Origin of the sequence: Candidatus Albibeggiatoa sp. nov. BB20 (genome assembly GCA_016744725.1) — a bacterium.
Lineage (GTDB): Bacteria > Pseudomonadota > Gammaproteobacteria > Beggiatoales > Beggiatoaceae > Albibeggiatoa.
In genome coordinates this window covers 2813-20168 of sequence record JADGDW010000079.1, presented here as the reverse complement: position 1 = coordinate 20168, position 17356 = coordinate 2813, and the positions used below count along the sequence as shown (strand labels likewise).

The window sequence follows — 17356 nt, the reverse complement described above, 5'->3', positions numbered from 1 at the left end:
TTATTACTACATAAAATCAATACCTATACATAAGGGTAAATCTACTTTTTGGGAAGGAAAAGCTTTTATTATTAGAAAAGATAACAAATTTGCTTCATTGATAAAGGGTATTTGTTTAAGAAGAAATTTTGAGCAAGCTGAGGAAGCAATTTACTTTCAACTAAAAGAAGCTCAGCCTATTTTGCAAAAAAAACCTAAAGATTGGAATATTCCGGATATTTATCGAATTATTGCAGAATATTTTTATATATATGACCATTCAAAAAGGTTGGACATCGACAACTATGTTTATCATAACAACATAGGGATCATCAAACAGAAAATACAAAAACTATCTGAACTTCAAAAATGCTTTATGATTTATCCTTCTGATGAATTTTGTCATGATATTTTGGAATCTGAATATCTTTTTAGAGTAAAAAGTGATCTTTATCTATTTATTCAAGAAATAGAAATTCCTTCATATCAAGTAAGATTAGCTGGTAAAAAGCTAGAACAAAAATTTATTTTATAGGATTTCTTGTTCAATGGTCAGTATAGCGTTATGAGTGATGCCAATGGCTTGTACTACATGCTATCTAGATTTTATTATATGTTTTAAAAAACTATCTGAGCCATTGTGTTAATTGAGTTGCATTTAATACATTTCCCAAAAATTAAACCTTATATTCTTTCCCAGAAAAACGTGTTTTATATGTGCAAACCAAGCATTGTGGGATAAAATATTTTATTCTATAAATTAAACCTCTCTTCTCGATAATATCCTATAAAATTATCTGCTCAACCCCGTTTGGAATCACATAATGTTAGAAAAATCAGCAACAACCCAAGCTCCAATTCATGAGTTAATTGCTAAGCGTTGGAGTTCTCGTGCTTTTGATAAAAATAAAATGTTGTCAAAACAAGAAATTACCTCATTATTAGAAGCGGCACGTTGGGCACCTTCTTGCTACGGTGATGAACCTTGGCGGTTTATTGTATGTGATAAAGCAACTCAGCCAGAAGCATGGCAAAACGCATTTGATTGCTTAGCTGAAATGAATCAAAGCTGGGTAAAAAATGCACCCTTATTAATTGTTGTTGCTGCAATGAAACAGTTTAAACATAATGGCAAAGAAAATCCGTGGGCAACTTATGATGTTGGAGCAGCTTGTGAAAACTTGTGCTTGCAAGCCGTTGCACTTGATTTAACCACACATCAAATGGCGGGATTTGATCCACAAAAATTAAAGCAAACCTTTAAATTGCCTGAAACTGTTCAAGCAACAACGGTTATTGCTATTGGCTATCGAACCGAGATAGATGTGATTGAAGCAGATGAATTAAAGCAGCGTGAATTAGCAGAGCGTCAGCGTATGCCTTTAGAGGAATTATGCTTTACAGGTGAATGGGGAAAAGGCTTTTCAGCTTAGGAATTAGTATGTTATCAACGGTTATTTTAATTTCAGGGCGTGGCAGCAACATGCAAGCCATCGTGGAAGCCCAAATTCCAAATGTACAAATTAAAGCAATTATCAGTAATGATCCTGATGCTAAGGGCTTAGAGTACGCAAAGCAACAAGGCATTGATATTGATGCGGTGGTGGTCAATCATAAACAGTTTGCTAATCGCAGTACATTTGATGCCGCTTTAAAAACCAGTATTGACCAGTTTGATGTAGATTTGGTGATTTTAGCGGGTTTTATGCGTATTTTAACCCCCGATTTTGTACAGCATTATCGAGGACGTTTGCTTAATATTCATCCTTCATTATTGCCGTTATTCAAAGGGCTGCATACACATGAACGCGCTTTAGAAGCAGGCGTGACAGAACATGGTGTGAGTGTGCATTTTGTCACCGAAGATTTAGATGGTGGGCCTATTATTGCTCAAGCCAAAGTCCCTGTTTTAGACAATGATGATGCTGATAAATTAGCTGCTCGGGTATTAGTGCAAGAGCATAAAATTTACCCTCAAGTGGTGCAATGGTTTGCGGAGGGGCGGTTGAAATTACAGCAAAATCAAGTGTTATTAGATGGTAAAGCCGTACAACTTTAGGAAGTTATAGCCGTTTTATTCTAAGATGATACAGGACTGGCAGTCCTTACTTTTAAAAGTGATTGATATTTGAAGTTTTTAGGACTGCCAGTCCTAACACCCATATATGCTCATTCAAGGCTGAACCGTTCTAATGATTTAGTAAGAAAACGACTATGTTGTGGAAGTGTTTTAGGCTTTAGTTTTGACAGTGCTTATTCAAAGCTGAAATCTTAAACTCTACGGATAGTCGCTAAAATCATGTCATTAGTTGGGCGCGGAATCCAATATTTTGAAACGATCAAGTTGTTGGCAAGGTAATGTTTTAGCTTCTATATTGGTTACTTTTGCCAATGTAGACCCTTGTGCTAACCACACTTGAAATAATGCCATCGCACTTGCGTTCCCACAAGCAATCACCTCGACTCGTCCATCGGTTAAATTGCGTGCCCAACCCGTTAATCCTAATTCAACGGCTTTATGGCGAGTGTAGTAACGAAATGATACACCCTGCACTCGACCTGTAATAAAGAAATGTTGGCAAATGTGCATCATAATTAAATCAGTTCCAATTTTTTAGGCTTAGCCAATAGGTGATATAGTGAATTTCTTGTTATGTGTTAGGACTGCCAGTCCTATATCACTTTAAAATAAAATGACTATACTTAACTAAGCGCATAACAAAAGACTCATTGTTCTGAAAAAATAGAAGACTCCCTATCCTCAAGAACAGACAACCTTCTATCACAATAAAATATTCTCAAAAACTAGCGTAAACGCACTAAATGAAAATCTGGTGTTGTTTTAGGAATCGCGGTGGTCGGGGTCTGTTGGCCTTGGGTTAATTTGTGTACCTGAGTCGATAAATATAAATTCAACTCGGTAAAACTCACATGATGGTCATGAGTATAATCGGCTTCACCAGATAACCCTTCAATCAATACTTTGGTAAACGCACCATTGCCCCATGCTTCATCTTCCCAAGCTAATTGTTTACCCGTCGTTGCAGCAAAAACCACAATCCCATTTTCAGAGCTGGATAAGTCATTTGAGACTCGATCAATATCAACAAAACCACTGCCCATCACATTGCCTGAATGACAGGTATCAATAAACAATAAAGCCTTGCTTGGTAACGAAGACAAGGTGTTTTTAATATCCTCATATACTAAGCCCGTTTCAGCCATTTTGTATTTATCGACATCTCGGGGTAAAAAGTAATATTTACCATCAGTCTCATTAAATCCATGCCCCGCAAAAAATAGAATGGCCACATCATGAATGGTGACGTTTTCATGCAGCCATCTCAAACCTTCTATAATTTCCTGTTTTGTCGCATCTTTTAATAATTTGATTTCTACTGTTTTATAAAAATCGCTATCCAACTGTTTTTTTAAACCATCAGAAAAATCTTGTGCATCTTTAGCCGCAAAATTCAATGTCAACGCCTCATCATCATATTGACTCACGCCTGTAGCCAATACATATAATGTTGGTTTAGGCTGTGAAGCTTCACCTGTCCACGTTAAATTTAAACTATAAGGTTCTGATGACGAATAACGATTTTCGGCAATCAAGCTGACTTGTACATCACGTGGTGGCAATTCAATTGTAAGATAATGCAATTCATCGTCTTGAGGAATCTCACAATTATTGTCAATGATGATGGTTTCATCACTATCGGACTGATTTGCATCGACTTCAACATTACGACTGATGCCACGGCTAATTCCCCGACTAATCCCTCTGGCTTGTTCGGCTAATTCTGATGCTGATTTATCAATAAGACAGGCTAAATTACTAATATCTTGTTGAGGATCGCTTATATCACGGCTGATTCCTCGGCTAATACCACGACTGATTCCGCGAGCGGCGTTTGCATCCATAGGTCGACCATCAAGCAGTAATTTAATATCCTTAATCGCTTCACCTGAAGGACGGCGTACTCGATAGGCAAAAGTCACTTTCCGATCTTTAAACGCTAAGCTGCTGGTATTTTGTATTGCATCAAGCGATTTTTCATCTAATTCAAAACTGGATACCACAGGCGGCAATAAATGTTGAATACCTGCTTTAGCTTCTTCAGTCACATGATGTTCTTTATTAACCAATTGCAATGCTTTTGCTGAATCAAAGGTTTCTAAAACTTTCTTCACAACCTCAGGGCGATAAAATTGCTCACGGAAACGAGTTGCTGGGAAAAAATCTGCACTTTGCCCTTCACCTTGATTGATATGCCAGCCAATTAATTCCTCACCACCTGCGGAAGTCATGTAATAACCTTCTGGTGTCCATGCAATCCAGCGTTTGCCATCTTGGTGCGGGAAGAAACTGAGTAATGTTGCACCCGTTTCGACATTGAGCCACTGAATCATGCCATTGCCAAAGCTCGCCAAAGCCACTTTATTATTTTGAGCGATATTCACGACCCAAGCTGAACCACCAACCACAGGTTTTTGCCAAGTTTGCCAGCCTTTTTCATTGAACATGCGTAATGTCCAACCTGTACCCAGTAAAAAGTGTTTTGAATCATGTGACATCCCGACACTGTAGGAAATTTCACCACTAATCATAGGCAAGGTTTCATAATTAAAGCGAGGAGATTGGTTCTGTTCCCAATCCGTGACGTTTAAGGTGTCAGAACTTCTGATTGGGGCGGTTAAACGAGTAGTATCTGGCAGAGTACGCGTTAACACATGTTCAGTTAAAGAAAAATAAGCGGGGTCTTTACCAAACGCTTTATAGCCAAATTTTACCGCGTCGCCATTTTCACTGACTAAGAAACCATCAAAATTATCTCGATAGTCTGCAATGCCTGCTTCTAATGAATGACTTAATGTGCCATTGGCATCATATTTACCAAACACAGGATCATAACTACCAACAATTAATTCATGATTATCTAATACTTGCATATCTAAAATCGAATTTTGGGCAAACGCATAAGCCAAAGGTTTGCCTTGACCTGCATTATCCCAACGTATCATTGCATACGAGGCTAAATCACCATCCCAATAACGACCACCACCGTATAAATATTCACCATCTGGCGACCATGCTAAGGCATTAAAATCACTGTTACTGGCTGCAAAGCTGGTGTCGACTTCATACAATAAACTTAAATCTTCTGCTGAAACCACATACACGCTCGGTGTGAAAAAGTGACTAATGGCGATTTTTGTCCCATCGGGTGAAAAGGTGGCAGCATAAGGTTGCTCGGCTTTGCTATGGGTCGTTTGTGTGGCAATTTGCTCAAAATTTTCATCATATAAATACAATTGCCCCGAGACACAGGTTACGATTAAATGGCCTTGTTGATTGAATTCAGCCCAATAGCTGTAACCACCATAATTATTGTTATCTGCGACTAATTCATAGGTTTCCGTATTAAAAGCCTGAAAACCACCATTTCCCGATAAAACCGCAACTAAGTATTTTCCATCAGGAGAGTATTCAAGATGGTTAACCACGGTTGGCACGTTAATAATGCGTTGAATCATTTCACCAGAAGCACGATCAAAAAAATAAATTGTGGTGTAATATCCTGATTTATCAGCTGTTGTCCAGCCACTAGCCGCAATGGTATTACCATCGGGCGAAATCGCCACCCCAAAAATCATCCCTTCATTACCTTCACCAATCGGTGGGCGATACACTTTTAATAAGCTTAAATCTTCTGTTGACCATAAACGCACGGTTTTATCATCTGAACCCGTGACAACATAGCGGTTTGCATCATCAACATCGAGGTGACGAATAGGCCCTGTGTGCATACCCGTTTCTAAACGTAAAATCGGCGTATCGCTGATGGCATGACTCAGCAATGGCAGCAGTAACAGCATGACGAAGAATAGTATTTGGCGCATAAAAACCTCTTTTCTAATGAATATTTGATAGGAGACTTAATTGGTTAAGCAAAATAGGTTCATATTTACTATAACCATACTTGGAGTTGTGTTTAATGACAAGATATTCAAAAAGATATTAAGCTCATTTCTATTATCAATACTTCGGACAGTTTTGCTTAAAAATGAGGAAAGAGGCAAATAATAAGGGGAAATATGATTGTTGACGATAGCATAATCATTGAGGCTCTCATGGAAAGACTATAAATAGTAGTGTCTAAACCATTGATAATTTAGGTGGAAAACATTTCGTAATTCCACCCTACATGACTATATTATTTCATTAAGCAAAGCCTGTAATTCTTGATGCCCAAGCGTTTGTTGTGGCTTATCTTCGCGCAAAAATTTCACAGTAACTTGCTGATTATCCACTTCATCATCACCTAAAACCAATGCCATTTGTGCACCACTTTTATCTGCTTTCTTAAATTGGGATTTAAAATTGCCGCCACCGCAATGCAGCATTAATCGTAAATCAGGCAAAGAATCCCGTAATGATTCAGCCAATTGCATCCCAGGTTGTAATGCTTTGTCACCCATCGTCATCAAATAAATATGTGGCACATCTGCTTTTGGCAATAAATGATCTTGCTCCAATAAGCTCAGTAAACGTTCCACACCCATGGCAAAGCCCAATCCAGCAATAGGTTTGCCGCCAATTTGCTCAACCAAACCATCATAACGACCACCCGCACAGACTGTGCCTTGTGCCCCTAGCTCTGTTGTCACCCACTCAAATACGGTTCGATTGTAATAATCTAAACCGCGCACCAAACGTGGATTAACCACAAATTCAATCCCATTGGCAGTGAGTAAACTTTGTAATTGTTCAAAATGGGCTTTGGATTCAGCATCTAAATAATTTAATAATTGTGGTGCTTGGCTAATCATTTCCTGCATATATGGGTTTTTACTATCTAAAATCCGCAATGGATTAGACTGTAAACGACGTTGGCTGGCTTCATCTAACAGCTCTTGATGCTCAGTTAAATATTTGACTAGCACTTCCCGATAATTTGCCCGTGCCGTATTAGAACCTAGAGAGTTAATTTGCAACTCTAAATTTTTTAAGCCCAACACTTTCCAAAAACGCGCAGTCATCAAAATCACTTCAGCATCAATATCAGGGCCTTCCAAACCAAAGACTTCTGCTCCAATTTGATGAAATTGACGATAACGGCCTTTTTGAGGTCTTTCGCGTCGGAACATTGCGCCCGAATACCATAAACGCTGTACTTGTCCGTAAAATAAGTTATTTTGAATCCCTGCACGCACACAGCTGGCTGTGCCCTCTGGACGCAAAGATAAATTCTCAGCTTGGTCATGCTTATCAGGTCGATCGCTAAAAGTATACATTTCCTTTTCAACAATATCAGTCACTTCACCAATAGAACGTGCAAATAATTCCGTTTTCTCAACCAAAGGCAAACGAATTTCATGAAACCCGTAATTTTGTAAAATCTGTTTAATAACACGCTCAAAATATTGCCACTGTGCGGTTTGGGTTGGCAATATATCATTCATACCGCGAATTGCTTGAATGGCTTTAGACAAGGTTGGCTTCCCTCTATTATTTCTAGTAATTTTTGTGCAGTTTAAGCTATTTTGATGATATTGGAATCATAATATTCAAGATTGCATCCGTATCAAAACACTATCATGCTATTTTATCGTTTTTTTCATTGTTTGGCTTTTTGGCATTAGAATAAAGCTCAAAATAGAGTGACGATCTTGAACCTTAACTAATGAGTTAATTTACGCAATACATCTTCAATCAAACCCACCCCAAATTACAATTGATTTATCCAATATTAAACCAATGTCTTTATAATATAATACTATGTTATATAACAGTCGTTTAGATTTTTATGCCCCTAGCCATGCCTTTTATTTTGAAGGCTTGAGTCTTCTGCTATGCTACTTAATTAAGATAATATTGGTTTTTTTACAAGATGCTGTCAAAATACAAACATGATGTTGTTGATTCCAATTTTTCTGGCAATTTATTCCAAATTTTCTGTATTTACTCATTGATGCAAACGTTAAAAAAGTAAGCTCTACTACACACATTCATGGCTGGACAAATACGCTGAAACAAGTTTATGCTGAACAGCAAAACTCATTGGATATGTAAAGCAATTTGAAAACCTGAGCTAAGAGAAGCTATTAGAGATAATTTATTTTGTTTTTTAAGGTTAAATTCATTAAAATATTTTCAAGTACAAGAAAACGAATTCTGATATTCCAAAATAAGCTATGAATATCGGATGTAAACCTGTATTAGAATAAAATCAATACTTAAAAATATCATGTTTTGTAGGGCTATCGATTTTAAATAATGATCTCTAACGACATAAAATAAGCTGTCAGAAAAATACAAATAGTCTAAACAAAATTGACAACTTAGCTAAGAAGTGCTATCTAAAATGAATAGATTGGTTGATAGGTCAACTTAATCAGTCATCATAAATTCTATTTGAATTTCCGCATTCAACTATTGCACAATAACAGAGCAGGTGAACAGTCTGCCGTTGAGGAAGGATAGTTGACATTTGCCATGTCATTTTACTCAATATAACGGACGACCTCATTTTTAGGATGTAGCAATATGAAAGACGAAGGAAGAAGATTCATCAGACATCCCGCACAAATTCCAATTCGTGTTGCATCAGTCGATGACATTGAGGAAAGTGTACAGCAAACTCAGAATGTAAGCTTAGGTGGTTTGGCATTTGAATCAGAACAAAAAATACCGCTCAATGAACTCATTGAGATTTCAATCATGGTTGATCCTCAAATCACATTATTGGGACGCGTTGCTTGGTGTCGTCTAAGGGGTGAAGATGAGGAAGGTGGCTTTGAAGTCGGTGTAGAATTTATCGAAACTAGCATGGGCAAAAAAGAATATGTGGTTGATGAAATGTGCTTAGTTGAGCGTTATCAAAGAATGTTAGATGCGATTGCTGAGGATTTGGCAAACCCCATAAGTAATTTGATGCTATAAAAGTCGTTGATTTTTGGTGCTCTATTCCCATATTATGCTAGATATTCCCCCTCAACTTGGAGAGTGTACATGAGTGCAGAAGCTACAATAGTAGATGATTCACCATTGGTTTTTACTGACAATGCTGCGAGCAAAGTGCAACAGTTAATTGCAGAAGAAGAAACTGATGGCTTAATGTTACGTGTTTTTGTTCAAGGCGGCGGTTGTTCTGGTTTCCAGTATGGCTTTACGTTTGATGAAAAAACACAAGAAGGCGATACTGTTGTTGAGAAAAATGGGGTTAAATTATTAATTGACCCTATGAGTTTCCAATATTTAGCTGGTGCAGAAATTGACTACAAAGAAGATTTACAAGGTTCTCAATTTGTTATTCGTAATCCAAATGCAACAACAACGTGTGGTTGTGGTTCTTCCTTCACAGCTTAATCGTTCCTGATTATTTATTTTTACGCTGAAAAAGCATTATTAGAAAGTTCCTGCGTTAAACGTGGGAACATTTGAGAATTCTCTTCAAACAAAACCCTTCAAATCTGTTTCCCTATATTCGTCATAGTTTAGTATAAAACACCTGTTATAATCAGATGGTTTTTCTCATAAACAGCATCTTCACATACGACTACGACACTGTAAGGTTTTACAGCAGTTGCCTATTTCCAACTCGAAGATAGTTATAACGGATATAAAATTATGACCACCAGTAAAGAACCTTCATGCGACGTGGTAGAAAAAAATGCTACCCCTGCCACTGTCAAATCCAGTTCTGAAGTAAATTTACATCATGCTGATTTATATATTAATCGTGAATTAAGCTTACTTGCTTTTCACCGTCGAGTGCTTGCCCAAGCTAGAGACGAAACGCTACCCTTATTGGAAAGATTGCGTTTTATTTGCATCGCCAGTACCAATTTAGACGAATTTTTTGAAATCAGAGTATCAGGCTTAAAACAACAAGCTGACTTTGGTTCAATGCAAGCAGGCCCAGATAATTTATCACCAGCAAAAGTATTAGAAGGTATTAGTAGTGCTGCACATGATTTTGTCAATGAACAGTATCGATTATTAAATGAATGTATTTTGCCAGCATTAGAATTGGAAGACATGTTTTTCATCAAGCGTGACCAATGGTCAGACGAAACGCATGAATGGGTACGACAATATTTTGAAAATGAATTATTACCTATCCTCAGTCCTATCGGTTTAGACCCCGCACATCCATTTCCGCAAATTTTAAATAAAAGTTTAAATTTCATCGTTTCATTAGAAGGCAAAGACGCATTTGGACGCGATAGTGGTTTAGCCATAGTGCAAGCCCCACGCTCTTTACCGCGTGTGATTCAATTGCCTGATGAATATTCTAAACATGCTTATGAATTCATTTTCTTATCATCAATTATGCATGCTTATGTGGGTGAATTATTCCCCGGTATGAAAGTCACAGGTTGTTATCAATTCCGTTTAACTCGCAACAGTGATTTATTTGTTGATGAAGAAGAAGTTGATGATTTATTACGAGCATTGGAAGGCGAATTACCTAGCCGTCGTTATGGTGATTCCGTCCGTTTAGAAGTTGCAGACAATTGCCCAGACAATATGGTGCATTTTTTAATGCGTCAGTTTAAATTAGAAGAGCGCGATATTTTCCAAGTCAACGGGCCTGTCAACTTAAATCGCTTAATGGCCGTACCTGATATGGTTAACCGCCCTGATTTGCAATACCCCGGCTTTACACCAAGTTTACCAAGAGGCTTAGGGCGCAATATTTTCTCATCTATGCGTGAAGGCGATATTTTACTGCATCATCCGTTTAATTCCTTCACCCCTGTTATTGATTTTATAAAACAAGCAGCGGCTGATCCACGGGTGTTAGCGATTAAACAAACCTTATATCGTACAGGTGCAGATTCAGTCTTAGTGGATGCTTTAGTTGGAGCAGCAAAGGCCAGCAAAGAAGTGACGGTCATTGTTGAATTGCGTGCGCGGTTTGATGAAGAAGACAATATTCGCTTAGCCAACCGTTTGCAAGAAGCTGGAGCACATGTGGTTTACGGTGTGGTGGGTTATAAGACACACGCTAAAATGATTATGGTGGTACGTCGTGAAGACCGCAAATTACGTCGTTATGTACATTTGGGTACAGGCAACTATCATGCTAAAACAGCTCGGATTTATACCGATTATGGCTTAATGACATGTGATGAGGCTATCGGTGAAGACGTGCATAAAATGTTTATGCAGTTGACCACTTTAGGACGTGGTGCGCAATTGAAAAAAATGTTGCAATCACCGTTTACATTACACAAAGGTTTGCTAGAACGGATTGAACGTGAAGCTGAATTTGCTAGAAAAGGTAAACCCGCTCGTATCATCGCGAAAATGAATGCCCTAACTCAACCGCAAATCATTCGCGCTTTATATACCGCATCGACGGCAGGGGTTAAGATTGATTTAATTGTACGTGGTATTTGCTGCTTACGCCCCGGTATTGAAGGCATTTCAGAGAATATTCATGTGCGTTCAGTCGTGGGGCGTTTCCTTGAACATACACGTTGCTTTTATTTCTGCAATAACAACAAGTCTGAAGTGTATTGCGCCAGTGCAGATTGGATGGATAGAAACTTATTAAAACGGGTGGAAGAATGTTATCCTGTTGAAAATAAAAAGCTTAAAGCTGAAGTGGTTAATGGCTTAGAGTTATATTTAAAAGATAATACACAGTCATGGGCATTGGATAAAGACGGTCAATATGAGCGTATTGCACCAAAAGAAGGCGAAAGCTTGATTTCGGCACAGCAAACCTTTTTAGAAACCTTAGCGGAAAGTAGTTAATCTATGTTCAACATCCCAGCACAGTATCATTTGCGTTGGGATGTTTTCAGCTCAGTTCAAAGACAATTCTAGCTCAAGCACAGAATAAGCCTTAAAAAACTATTCGTCAGTGACACAACCTTCTGACGCTGTTTTCACGGTTTTGATGTATTTGTACAATGTACCACGTGTGGCTTTGAACGCTGGCATTTGCCAAGCCGCTTTACGTTTTGCCATCTCCGCATCATCCACATCAACACTCAAGTTATTATTATCTGCATCAATTGTTATCACATCGCCATTTTGAACCAAAGCGATAGGCCCACCTTCTTGTGCTTCAGGTACGATATGACCTACGATGAAACCATGTGAACCACCTGAGAAACGACCATCAGTCAATAAAGCCACATCAGAACCTAAGCCCGCACCCATAATCGCAGAAGTTGGAGTCAACATTTCTGGCATACCCGGTCCGCCTTTAGGCCCTTCATAACGAATGATAATTACATCGCCTTTGCCAATTTGTTTGTTTTCTAAGGCTGTGAGCATGTCTTCTTCACAATCATAGACTTTAGCCGAGCCAGAAAAAACCAGACCTTCTTTACCCGTGATTTTCGCTACTGAGCCACCCGGTGCTAAATTGCCTTTTAAGATTTGGATATGACCAGATTCTTTGATTGGTTTTTCCAATGGCACGATAACATCTTGCTGAGCTGTATCAATCGGTTTGACATCAGCTAAATTTTCCGCAATGGTTTTACCTGTGACCGTGAGGCAATTACCATCTAGTAAACCTTTGTCTAATAAATATTTCATAACAGCAGGTGTGCCACCAATATTGTGTACATCTTCCATCACGTATTTACCGCTTGGTTTTAAATCAGCAATAAATGGAATCCGATCACTCACGGCTTGGAAATCATCAAGACTCAAGTCAACATCGACAGAACGCGCCATCGCAATTAAATGTAAAACCGCGTTGGTTGAACCACCTAAGGCCATCACCATTACCATGGCATTTTCAAACGCTTCACGGGTCATAATGTCGCGAGGCTTAATATCTTTTTCAAGTAAGTTGTAAATTGCTTTGCCTGCATCGACACATTCTTGCATTTTCTTAGGGTCAACGGCTGGCGTAGAAGAGCTGTAAGGTAAGCTCATGCCTAAGGCTTCAATTGCAGTGGCCATGGTGTTTGCTGTGTACATACCACCACATGCGCCTGCTCCGGGAATTGAACAACTGACGATGGTTTGGCGTTCTTCTTCTGTGATATTACCTGTTAAATACGCGCCATAAGATTGGAATGCGGAAACCACATCTAAAGGCTCTTGCTTTTTGTCATAACCCGGTTTAATCGTACCGCCATAAACCATGATTGAAGGACGATTTAAACGACCCATTGCCATAATGCAACCCGGCATATTCTTATCACAGCCCGGAATTGAAATATTGGCATCGTACCATTGTGCACTCATCACGGTTTCAATCGAATCTGCAATAATATCACGTGATTGCAGTGAGTAACTCATACCACTTGTACCCATGGAAATGCCATCACTCACGCCAATTGTATTAAAGCGCATTCCCACCAAACCCGCAGTGACAACACCTTCTTTAACTTTTGTCGCTAAATCCATCAGGTGCATGTTACATGTATTGCCGTCATACCAAACGCTGGAAATCCCAACCTGCGCTTTTTGCATATCTTGTTCGGTCAAGCCCGTACCGTATAACATCGCTTGTGATGCACCTTGGGATTTGGGTTGAGTAATTTTTGCACTCACTTTATTTAAAGCGTTGGACATTGATGTCTCCAAAATATAACAGGCGTTAAACGATAAAATTTTAGAGGTTTAAGACAAAATTTGCAATTTACTACTCAGATTCTCGGCTATTATAGTCAATTCTGTCTTGAGTGCGAGGATGGGCAATCCTGAAATTCTTTAAATATCAAATAGTTTTTGAAATCTAGGGCTGCCCGTCCTGTATCATCTTAAAATAAAATGACTATAGTCATTTTCGGTTTATGTGTTAGGACTGGCAGTCCTTTTACACTTTAAATATCAATCAGTTTCAAAATTGAGGACTGCCAGTCCTGTATCACTTTAGAATAAAATGACTATATATCAATCCTAAGCAGGTTATTGAAGCAGAATTAAATCAATTTGCCAATTTTTTTACGGTATGGAATTCGGTTGTATTTTTTGAATAATATGCTGCATAGCTTTTAAAATAAGTGGACTACCACATTGCCACAGTTCATTAGCCACTTCGATATGGGGTGATTTTTGTAACACGGCATGTTGTAACAGTTGTGTGGCCAATGCAGGCGTTTTTGATTGACTGGTGCTCAAGATAATAAATTCAGCTTGGTGTTGTAACATTTGCTCTAAACTGACTTTTCCCCAAAATACAATTCCCATATCTTGAGCAATATTATATAAATTTAAACGCGATAAAATGTTATTGGCTAAAGTCTGTTGGCCGACACTAAAACCATTTGGATAAAATACCAACACTTTTTGCTGATTTAGTTTTGGCAATTGCTGCAAAGCCTCTTTCATCTGTTGCACAATGCGCAATGCTTTTTGTTCCTGTTGAATCGCTTGTCCTATTTGTATTATATTTTGGTAAATATCGTCCACAGTCTGTGCGGCTTTAAGCTTGATTATTGGCCAGCCCAATTGCTCTAAACGCTGCAAAGTTAAACTGCTGGTAAATGTATGCGCCAATATGACATCCGCTTGAAAAACCGTGACTTCTTCAACCAAGCCTCGATTAAATTGTGCAGACTCAGGAATTGTATAATATGATTTCATGTCATTGACAAGATAGGTCATCGACAATTGCTGAGATTGATCCGCCAGTTGCAATAATATGATGTCGGCGCAAAGGTTTAGCGAGATAATCTTTTGAACAGGGCTTGCTTGTACGTTGAAACTAAACAATATCAATAAATAGTACTTTAGGACATTTTTTAATAACATCATTGTTTTTGGATAATACGTGTGTAAAGCGGTGTTGTTTGTTGTGATACTTGTTCAATATCAAATTGTTGAGCAAACTTTTTATAGCCTGCTTGTCCATATTGCTGCCGTTGATTTTTATCCGCTAATTGTTGAATTGCTTGGCTCAGACTGGCAACATCATTGGGTTTAACAAGTAATCCCGTTTTTTTATCATCCACCACCCAAGTCATGCCAGAACCTGCAACTTGAGATGCAATCACAGGTTTTGCATAACGCATCGCCTCCATCAATACCACGCCAAAGGCTTCAGTTCTTTCCAACGAAGGCAAACAAAAACTATCGCAAGTACTGAGCAAGGCCTGTAACTGTTGATTATCACAAAAACCTAGCAATTTAACTCGATTTTGTAGATGATGCTGTTGAATAAATTGATTTAATTCTGCTTGCAATTCCCCTTTACCAACAATTAATAACTGTGCTTGTGGACAATCTCGTAACGCTTGGATTAAGATTTTCTGGCCTTTGTAATAAGTTAAACGTCCAATATGTAAAATACGTTGTAAATCAGGCTGCCATTGTTGTTGCGCCCATATTAAAGCCTCTGGAGTCGGTTCTGGTAAGCGTTGAGCAGCCAAACCCAATGGGATCACACAGGATTTTTGCCGCCATTCTTGTAACGCTGAACTGGAATCTAAATAAGGTTGCGATGTGGCAATGACTGCTTTTGCTTGGCGCAATATGGCTTGTTCAAAAGGCCGATAAGCACGATAGGCAATGGCCACTCGGTTATCAATATTCGACACCACATCAGAATGCCAATGCAATACCCAAGGAATCCGCCGTGCAGCAGGTAACATCAATGCCCATAAAGCCGAGGTATTGGGTAAATGAAAATGTAAAACATCGGGTTGATATTGCTTAATAATTCGATTGATCCAAAACAAAAATTGTGGGCTGATCGGCGCGTACAACAATCGGCCATAACTAGGGGTACGATAAATCAATGGATTGGTTTGAGTTTCAGCTTGAATCGAGACAAAAAAACGCTGCCAATGGATTTCATGATCGTGAACAATGGCTGCCACTTGTAGATTCTGAGCCACTTGAGCTTGAATTAAGTCCGTTAAGAAGTTTTCAATACCGCCTGCAAAAGGAGGGTAATATTTACCAACGTGCAAAATACGCATTTTAAAATGAGACCTGATAACCAATGCTTGGTATTGTAATGTAGACTTTATAGGTTAATAAAGCAGTAATGAATTGAAAATGATAAGCTCATCGTCTATTAAAATTGCTTTTTTTGTTGATACATTCATATAGTTGTTTTATTTTAAAGTGATACAGGACTGGCAATCCTTGATTTCAAAAGTGGTTGATATTCAAAGTATAAAAGGACTGCCAGTCCTAACATACAAACTAAAATTGACTATATCACGATTTAAAATCATGTCATAATTCATCTCATGACTCATCATTCATAAAAAACACTCATGACCGAACACTTTTTTTCCCGTACTGAAATCTTATTAACTGAAGACGTATTAAACCAACTGATTAACCATCATATTTTTATCGCCGGATTAGGCGGTGTTGGTAGCTATGTTGCTGAATCTTTGGGGAGAACAGGTTTTAAACGTCTCACCATTCTCGACCATGATGAAGTGGCAGATTCTAATTTAAATCGCCAGCTCGTGGCTCTCAACTCAACTCTAGGCCAAAACAAAGCCGAAGTGATGGCGGCTCGATTACGTGATATTAATCCAGATATTGAGTTGACTGTGATGACTGATTTTTTAGAAAAGCATCAAACCGATGAATTGATTCAACAGAATGATTTTGATTTTGTGGTGGATTGTATTGATTCTATTGCTTGCAAGGCGGCACTGGTTGCTTCTTGCATTCAGCAAAATGTTAATATCGCGTCAAGTATGGGGGCGGGTAATCGCATAGACGTGACCAAAGTCAAAGTTGCCAAACTTAATCAAACTAAAAATTGTGCATTAGCCCGAGAAATGCGTAAACAACTTAAAATCATGGGGATTAAAACAAATTATCCCGTGGTTTATTCTGAAGAGCTTGGCCGACAACCGTTGCCACATCAGCCTGTTTCTGGTCATGCTGGGCGACCGCGTGCGGTCAATGGCACTATATCCTATATGCCTGCCTTATTTGGGACGATGTTGGCTGGGACAGTTGTGCAAACATTGTTAAAGATGATTGAAGTCAATGATTAATTTTGCTGCCCCCGATTTTAAGAACCAAAGATGAGCAAAAAGACCACTGAAACCTGCCCTTGTGGTAGCCAGCAGAGTTACGTGCAATGTTGTGCGCCTTATCATCAATGGGATAGTGTGCCTGCAACAGCAGAGGCCTTAATGCGTTCTCGCTATACGGCTTTTGTATTGGAATTAAAGGATTATTTATTGAGCACTTGGCATCCTTCAACCCGTCCGAAACAATTACAATTTGACTCAAATACACATTGGCTAGGCTTAAAAATTAAAGCCCATGAAGCGGGACAAAAAGATGATACAGAAGGAACGGTAAGCTTTGTCGCTCGTTATAAACTACAAGGCAAAGCCCACCGTCTTACTGAAAAAAGCCGTTTTGTCAAAGATAAAGAACGTTGGTTTTATCTTGATGGAGAGATAAGCC

The 17356-nt window shown here is 38.6% G+C and carries 14 protein-coding genes; 8 read left to right on the top strand and 6 right to left on the bottom strand.

Features of this window, described 5'->3' with window-relative positions; all coding sequences use genetic code 11:
* From ABXH34_RS10260 to purN, 3 genes are all read left to right on the top strand, one after another.
* A partial coding sequence (locus ABXH34_RS10260; protein WP_353571786.1) for a hypothetical protein occupies positions 1 to 514 on the top strand: 514 nt, incomplete at its 5' end.
* Positions 515 to 803: 289 nt separating this feature from the next.
* On the top strand, positions 804 to 1412 hold the full coding sequence (locus ABXH34_RS10255) for a nitroreductase family protein (protein WP_353571785.1): 609 nt from the start codon (positions 804 to 806) through the stop codon (positions 1410 to 1412).
* Between the two features lie 8 nt (positions 1413 to 1420).
* Positions 1421 to 2038 (top strand): phosphoribosylglycinamide formyltransferase, encoded by a 618-nt coding sequence (gene purN / locus ABXH34_RS10250; protein WP_353571784.1) that lies wholly within the window; start codon positions 1421 to 1423, stop codon positions 2036 to 2038.
* A gap of 246 nt (positions 2039 to 2284) precedes the next feature.
* On the opposite strand, the gene yccX is transcribed toward purN, so the two are convergent.
* The 3 genes from yccX to hisS all read right to left on the bottom strand — a co-directional run bounded on the left by yccX (position 2285) and on the right by hisS (position 7476).
* Positions 2285 to 2572 (bottom strand): acylphosphatase, encoded by a 288-nt coding sequence (gene yccX / locus ABXH34_RS10245; RefSeq protein WP_353571783.1) that lies wholly within the window; start codon positions 2570 to 2572, stop codon positions 2285 to 2287.
* Between the two features lie 212 nt (positions 2573 to 2784).
* Positions 2785 to 5883, bottom strand: a complete 3099-nt coding sequence (locus ABXH34_RS10240) for a caspase family protein (RefSeq protein WP_353571782.1) — start codon at positions 5881 to 5883, stop codon at positions 2785 to 2787.
* Between the two features lie 309 nt (positions 5884 to 6192).
* Positions 6193 to 7476: a histidine--tRNA ligase gene (hisS, locus tag ABXH34_RS10235; protein ID WP_353571781.1), complete on the bottom strand. Its 1284-nt coding sequence runs from the start codon at positions 7474 to 7476 to the stop codon at positions 6193 to 6195.
* Positions 7477 to 8530: 1054 nt separating this feature from the next.
* Here hisS and ABXH34_RS10230 point away from each other — a divergent pair.
* The 3 genes from ABXH34_RS10230 (at position 8531) to ppk1 (ending at position 11752) form a co-directional block, all read left to right on the top strand.
* Complete coding sequence (locus ABXH34_RS10230; RefSeq protein ID WP_353571780.1) at positions 8531 to 8926, top strand: PilZ domain-containing protein; 396 nt, start codon at positions 8531 to 8533, stop codon at positions 8924 to 8926.
* Positions 8927 to 8995: 69 nt separating this feature from the next.
* A complete protein-coding gene (gene erpA, locus ABXH34_RS10225) occupies positions 8996 to 9352 on the top strand; it encodes an iron-sulfur cluster insertion protein ErpA (RefSeq protein ID WP_353571779.1) in 357 nt (118 codons plus the stop codon).
* A 261-nt stretch (positions 9353 to 9613) separates the two neighbouring features.
* Positions 9614 to 11752, top strand: coding sequence for a polyphosphate kinase 1 (ppk1, locus tag ABXH34_RS10220; RefSeq protein ID WP_353571778.1), 2139 nt, complete (start codon positions 9614 to 9616; stop codon positions 11750 to 11752).
* A 99-nt stretch (positions 11753 to 11851) separates the two neighbouring features.
* On the opposite strand, the gene ilvD is transcribed toward ppk1, so the two are convergent.
* The 3 genes from ilvD to ABXH34_RS10205 all read right to left on the bottom strand — a co-directional run bounded on the left by ilvD (position 11852) and on the right by ABXH34_RS10205 (position 15888).
* The gene (gene ilvD, locus ABXH34_RS10215) at positions 11852 to 13537 is read right to left on the bottom strand and encodes a dihydroxy-acid dehydratase (protein ID WP_353571777.1); all 1686 of its coding nucleotides are present in this window, start codon (positions 13535 to 13537) and stop codon (positions 11852 to 11854) included.
* Between the two features lie 372 nt (positions 13538 to 13909).
* Positions 13910 to 14719, bottom strand: coding sequence for an ABC transporter substrate-binding protein (locus tag ABXH34_RS10210; protein WP_353571788.1), 810 nt, complete (start codon positions 14717 to 14719; stop codon positions 13910 to 13912).
* Positions 14719 to 15888, bottom strand: a complete 1170-nt coding sequence (locus tag ABXH34_RS10205; RefSeq protein ID WP_353571776.1) for a glycosyltransferase — start codon at positions 15886 to 15888, stop codon at positions 14719 to 14721. Before ABXH34_RS10205 ends, ABXH34_RS10210 begins: the two co-directional genes overlap by 1 nt.
* Positions 15889 to 16191: 303 nt before the next feature.
* On the opposite strand from ABXH34_RS10205, the gene ABXH34_RS10200 reads away from it, so the two are divergent.
* A complete protein-coding gene (locus tag ABXH34_RS10200; protein WP_353571775.1) occupies positions 16192 to 16935 on the top strand; it encodes a tRNA threonylcarbamoyladenosine dehydratase in 744 nt (247 codons plus the stop codon).
* A 30-nt stretch (positions 16936 to 16965) separates the two neighbouring features.
* Positions 16966 to 17356 (top strand): YchJ family protein (locus ABXH34_RS10195; RefSeq protein ID WP_353571774.1); only part of this gene is annotated, 391 nt, incomplete at its 3' end.

Excerpts from the sequence above, each read along its gene's own strand:
- ABXH34_RS10255 (WP_353571785.1), top strand. The coding sequence starts at position 804 with ATGTTAGAAAAATCAGCAACAACCCAAGCTCCAATTCATGAGTTAATT.
- purN (WP_353571784.1), top strand. The coding sequence starts at position 1,421 with ATGTTATCAACGGTTATTTTAATTTCAGGGCGTGGCAGCAACATGCAA.
- yccX (WP_353571783.1), bottom strand. The coding sequence starts at position 2,572 with ATGATGCACATTTGCCAACATTTCTTTATTACAGGTCGAGTGCAGGGT.
- ABXH34_RS10240 (WP_353571782.1), bottom strand. The coding sequence starts at position 5,883 with ATGCGCCAAATACTATTCTTCGTCATGCTGTTACTGCTGCCATTGCTG.
- ABXH34_RS10230 (WP_353571780.1), top strand. The coding sequence starts at position 8,531 with ATGAAAGACGAAGGAAGAAGATTCATCAGACATCCCGCACAAATTCCA.
- erpA (WP_353571779.1), top strand. The coding sequence starts at position 8,996 with ATGAGTGCAGAAGCTACAATAGTAGATGATTCACCATTGGTTTTTACT.
- ppk1 (WP_353571778.1), top strand. The coding sequence starts at position 9,614 with ATGACCACCAGTAAAGAACCTTCATGCGACGTGGTAGAAAAAAATGCT.
- ilvD (WP_353571777.1), bottom strand. The coding sequence starts at position 13,537 with ATGTCCAACGCTTTAAATAAAGTGAGTGCAAAAATTACTCAACCCAAA.
- ABXH34_RS10210 (WP_353571788.1), bottom strand. The coding sequence starts at position 14,719 with ATGTTATTAAAAAATGTCCTAAAGTACTATTTATTGATATTGTTTAGT.
- ABXH34_RS10205 (WP_353571776.1), bottom strand. The coding sequence starts at position 15,888 with ATGCGTATTTTGCACGTTGGTAAATATTACCCTCCTTTTGCAGGCGGT.
- ABXH34_RS10200 (WP_353571775.1), top strand. The coding sequence starts at position 16,192 with ATGACCGAACACTTTTTTTCCCGTACTGAAATCTTATTAACTGAAGAC.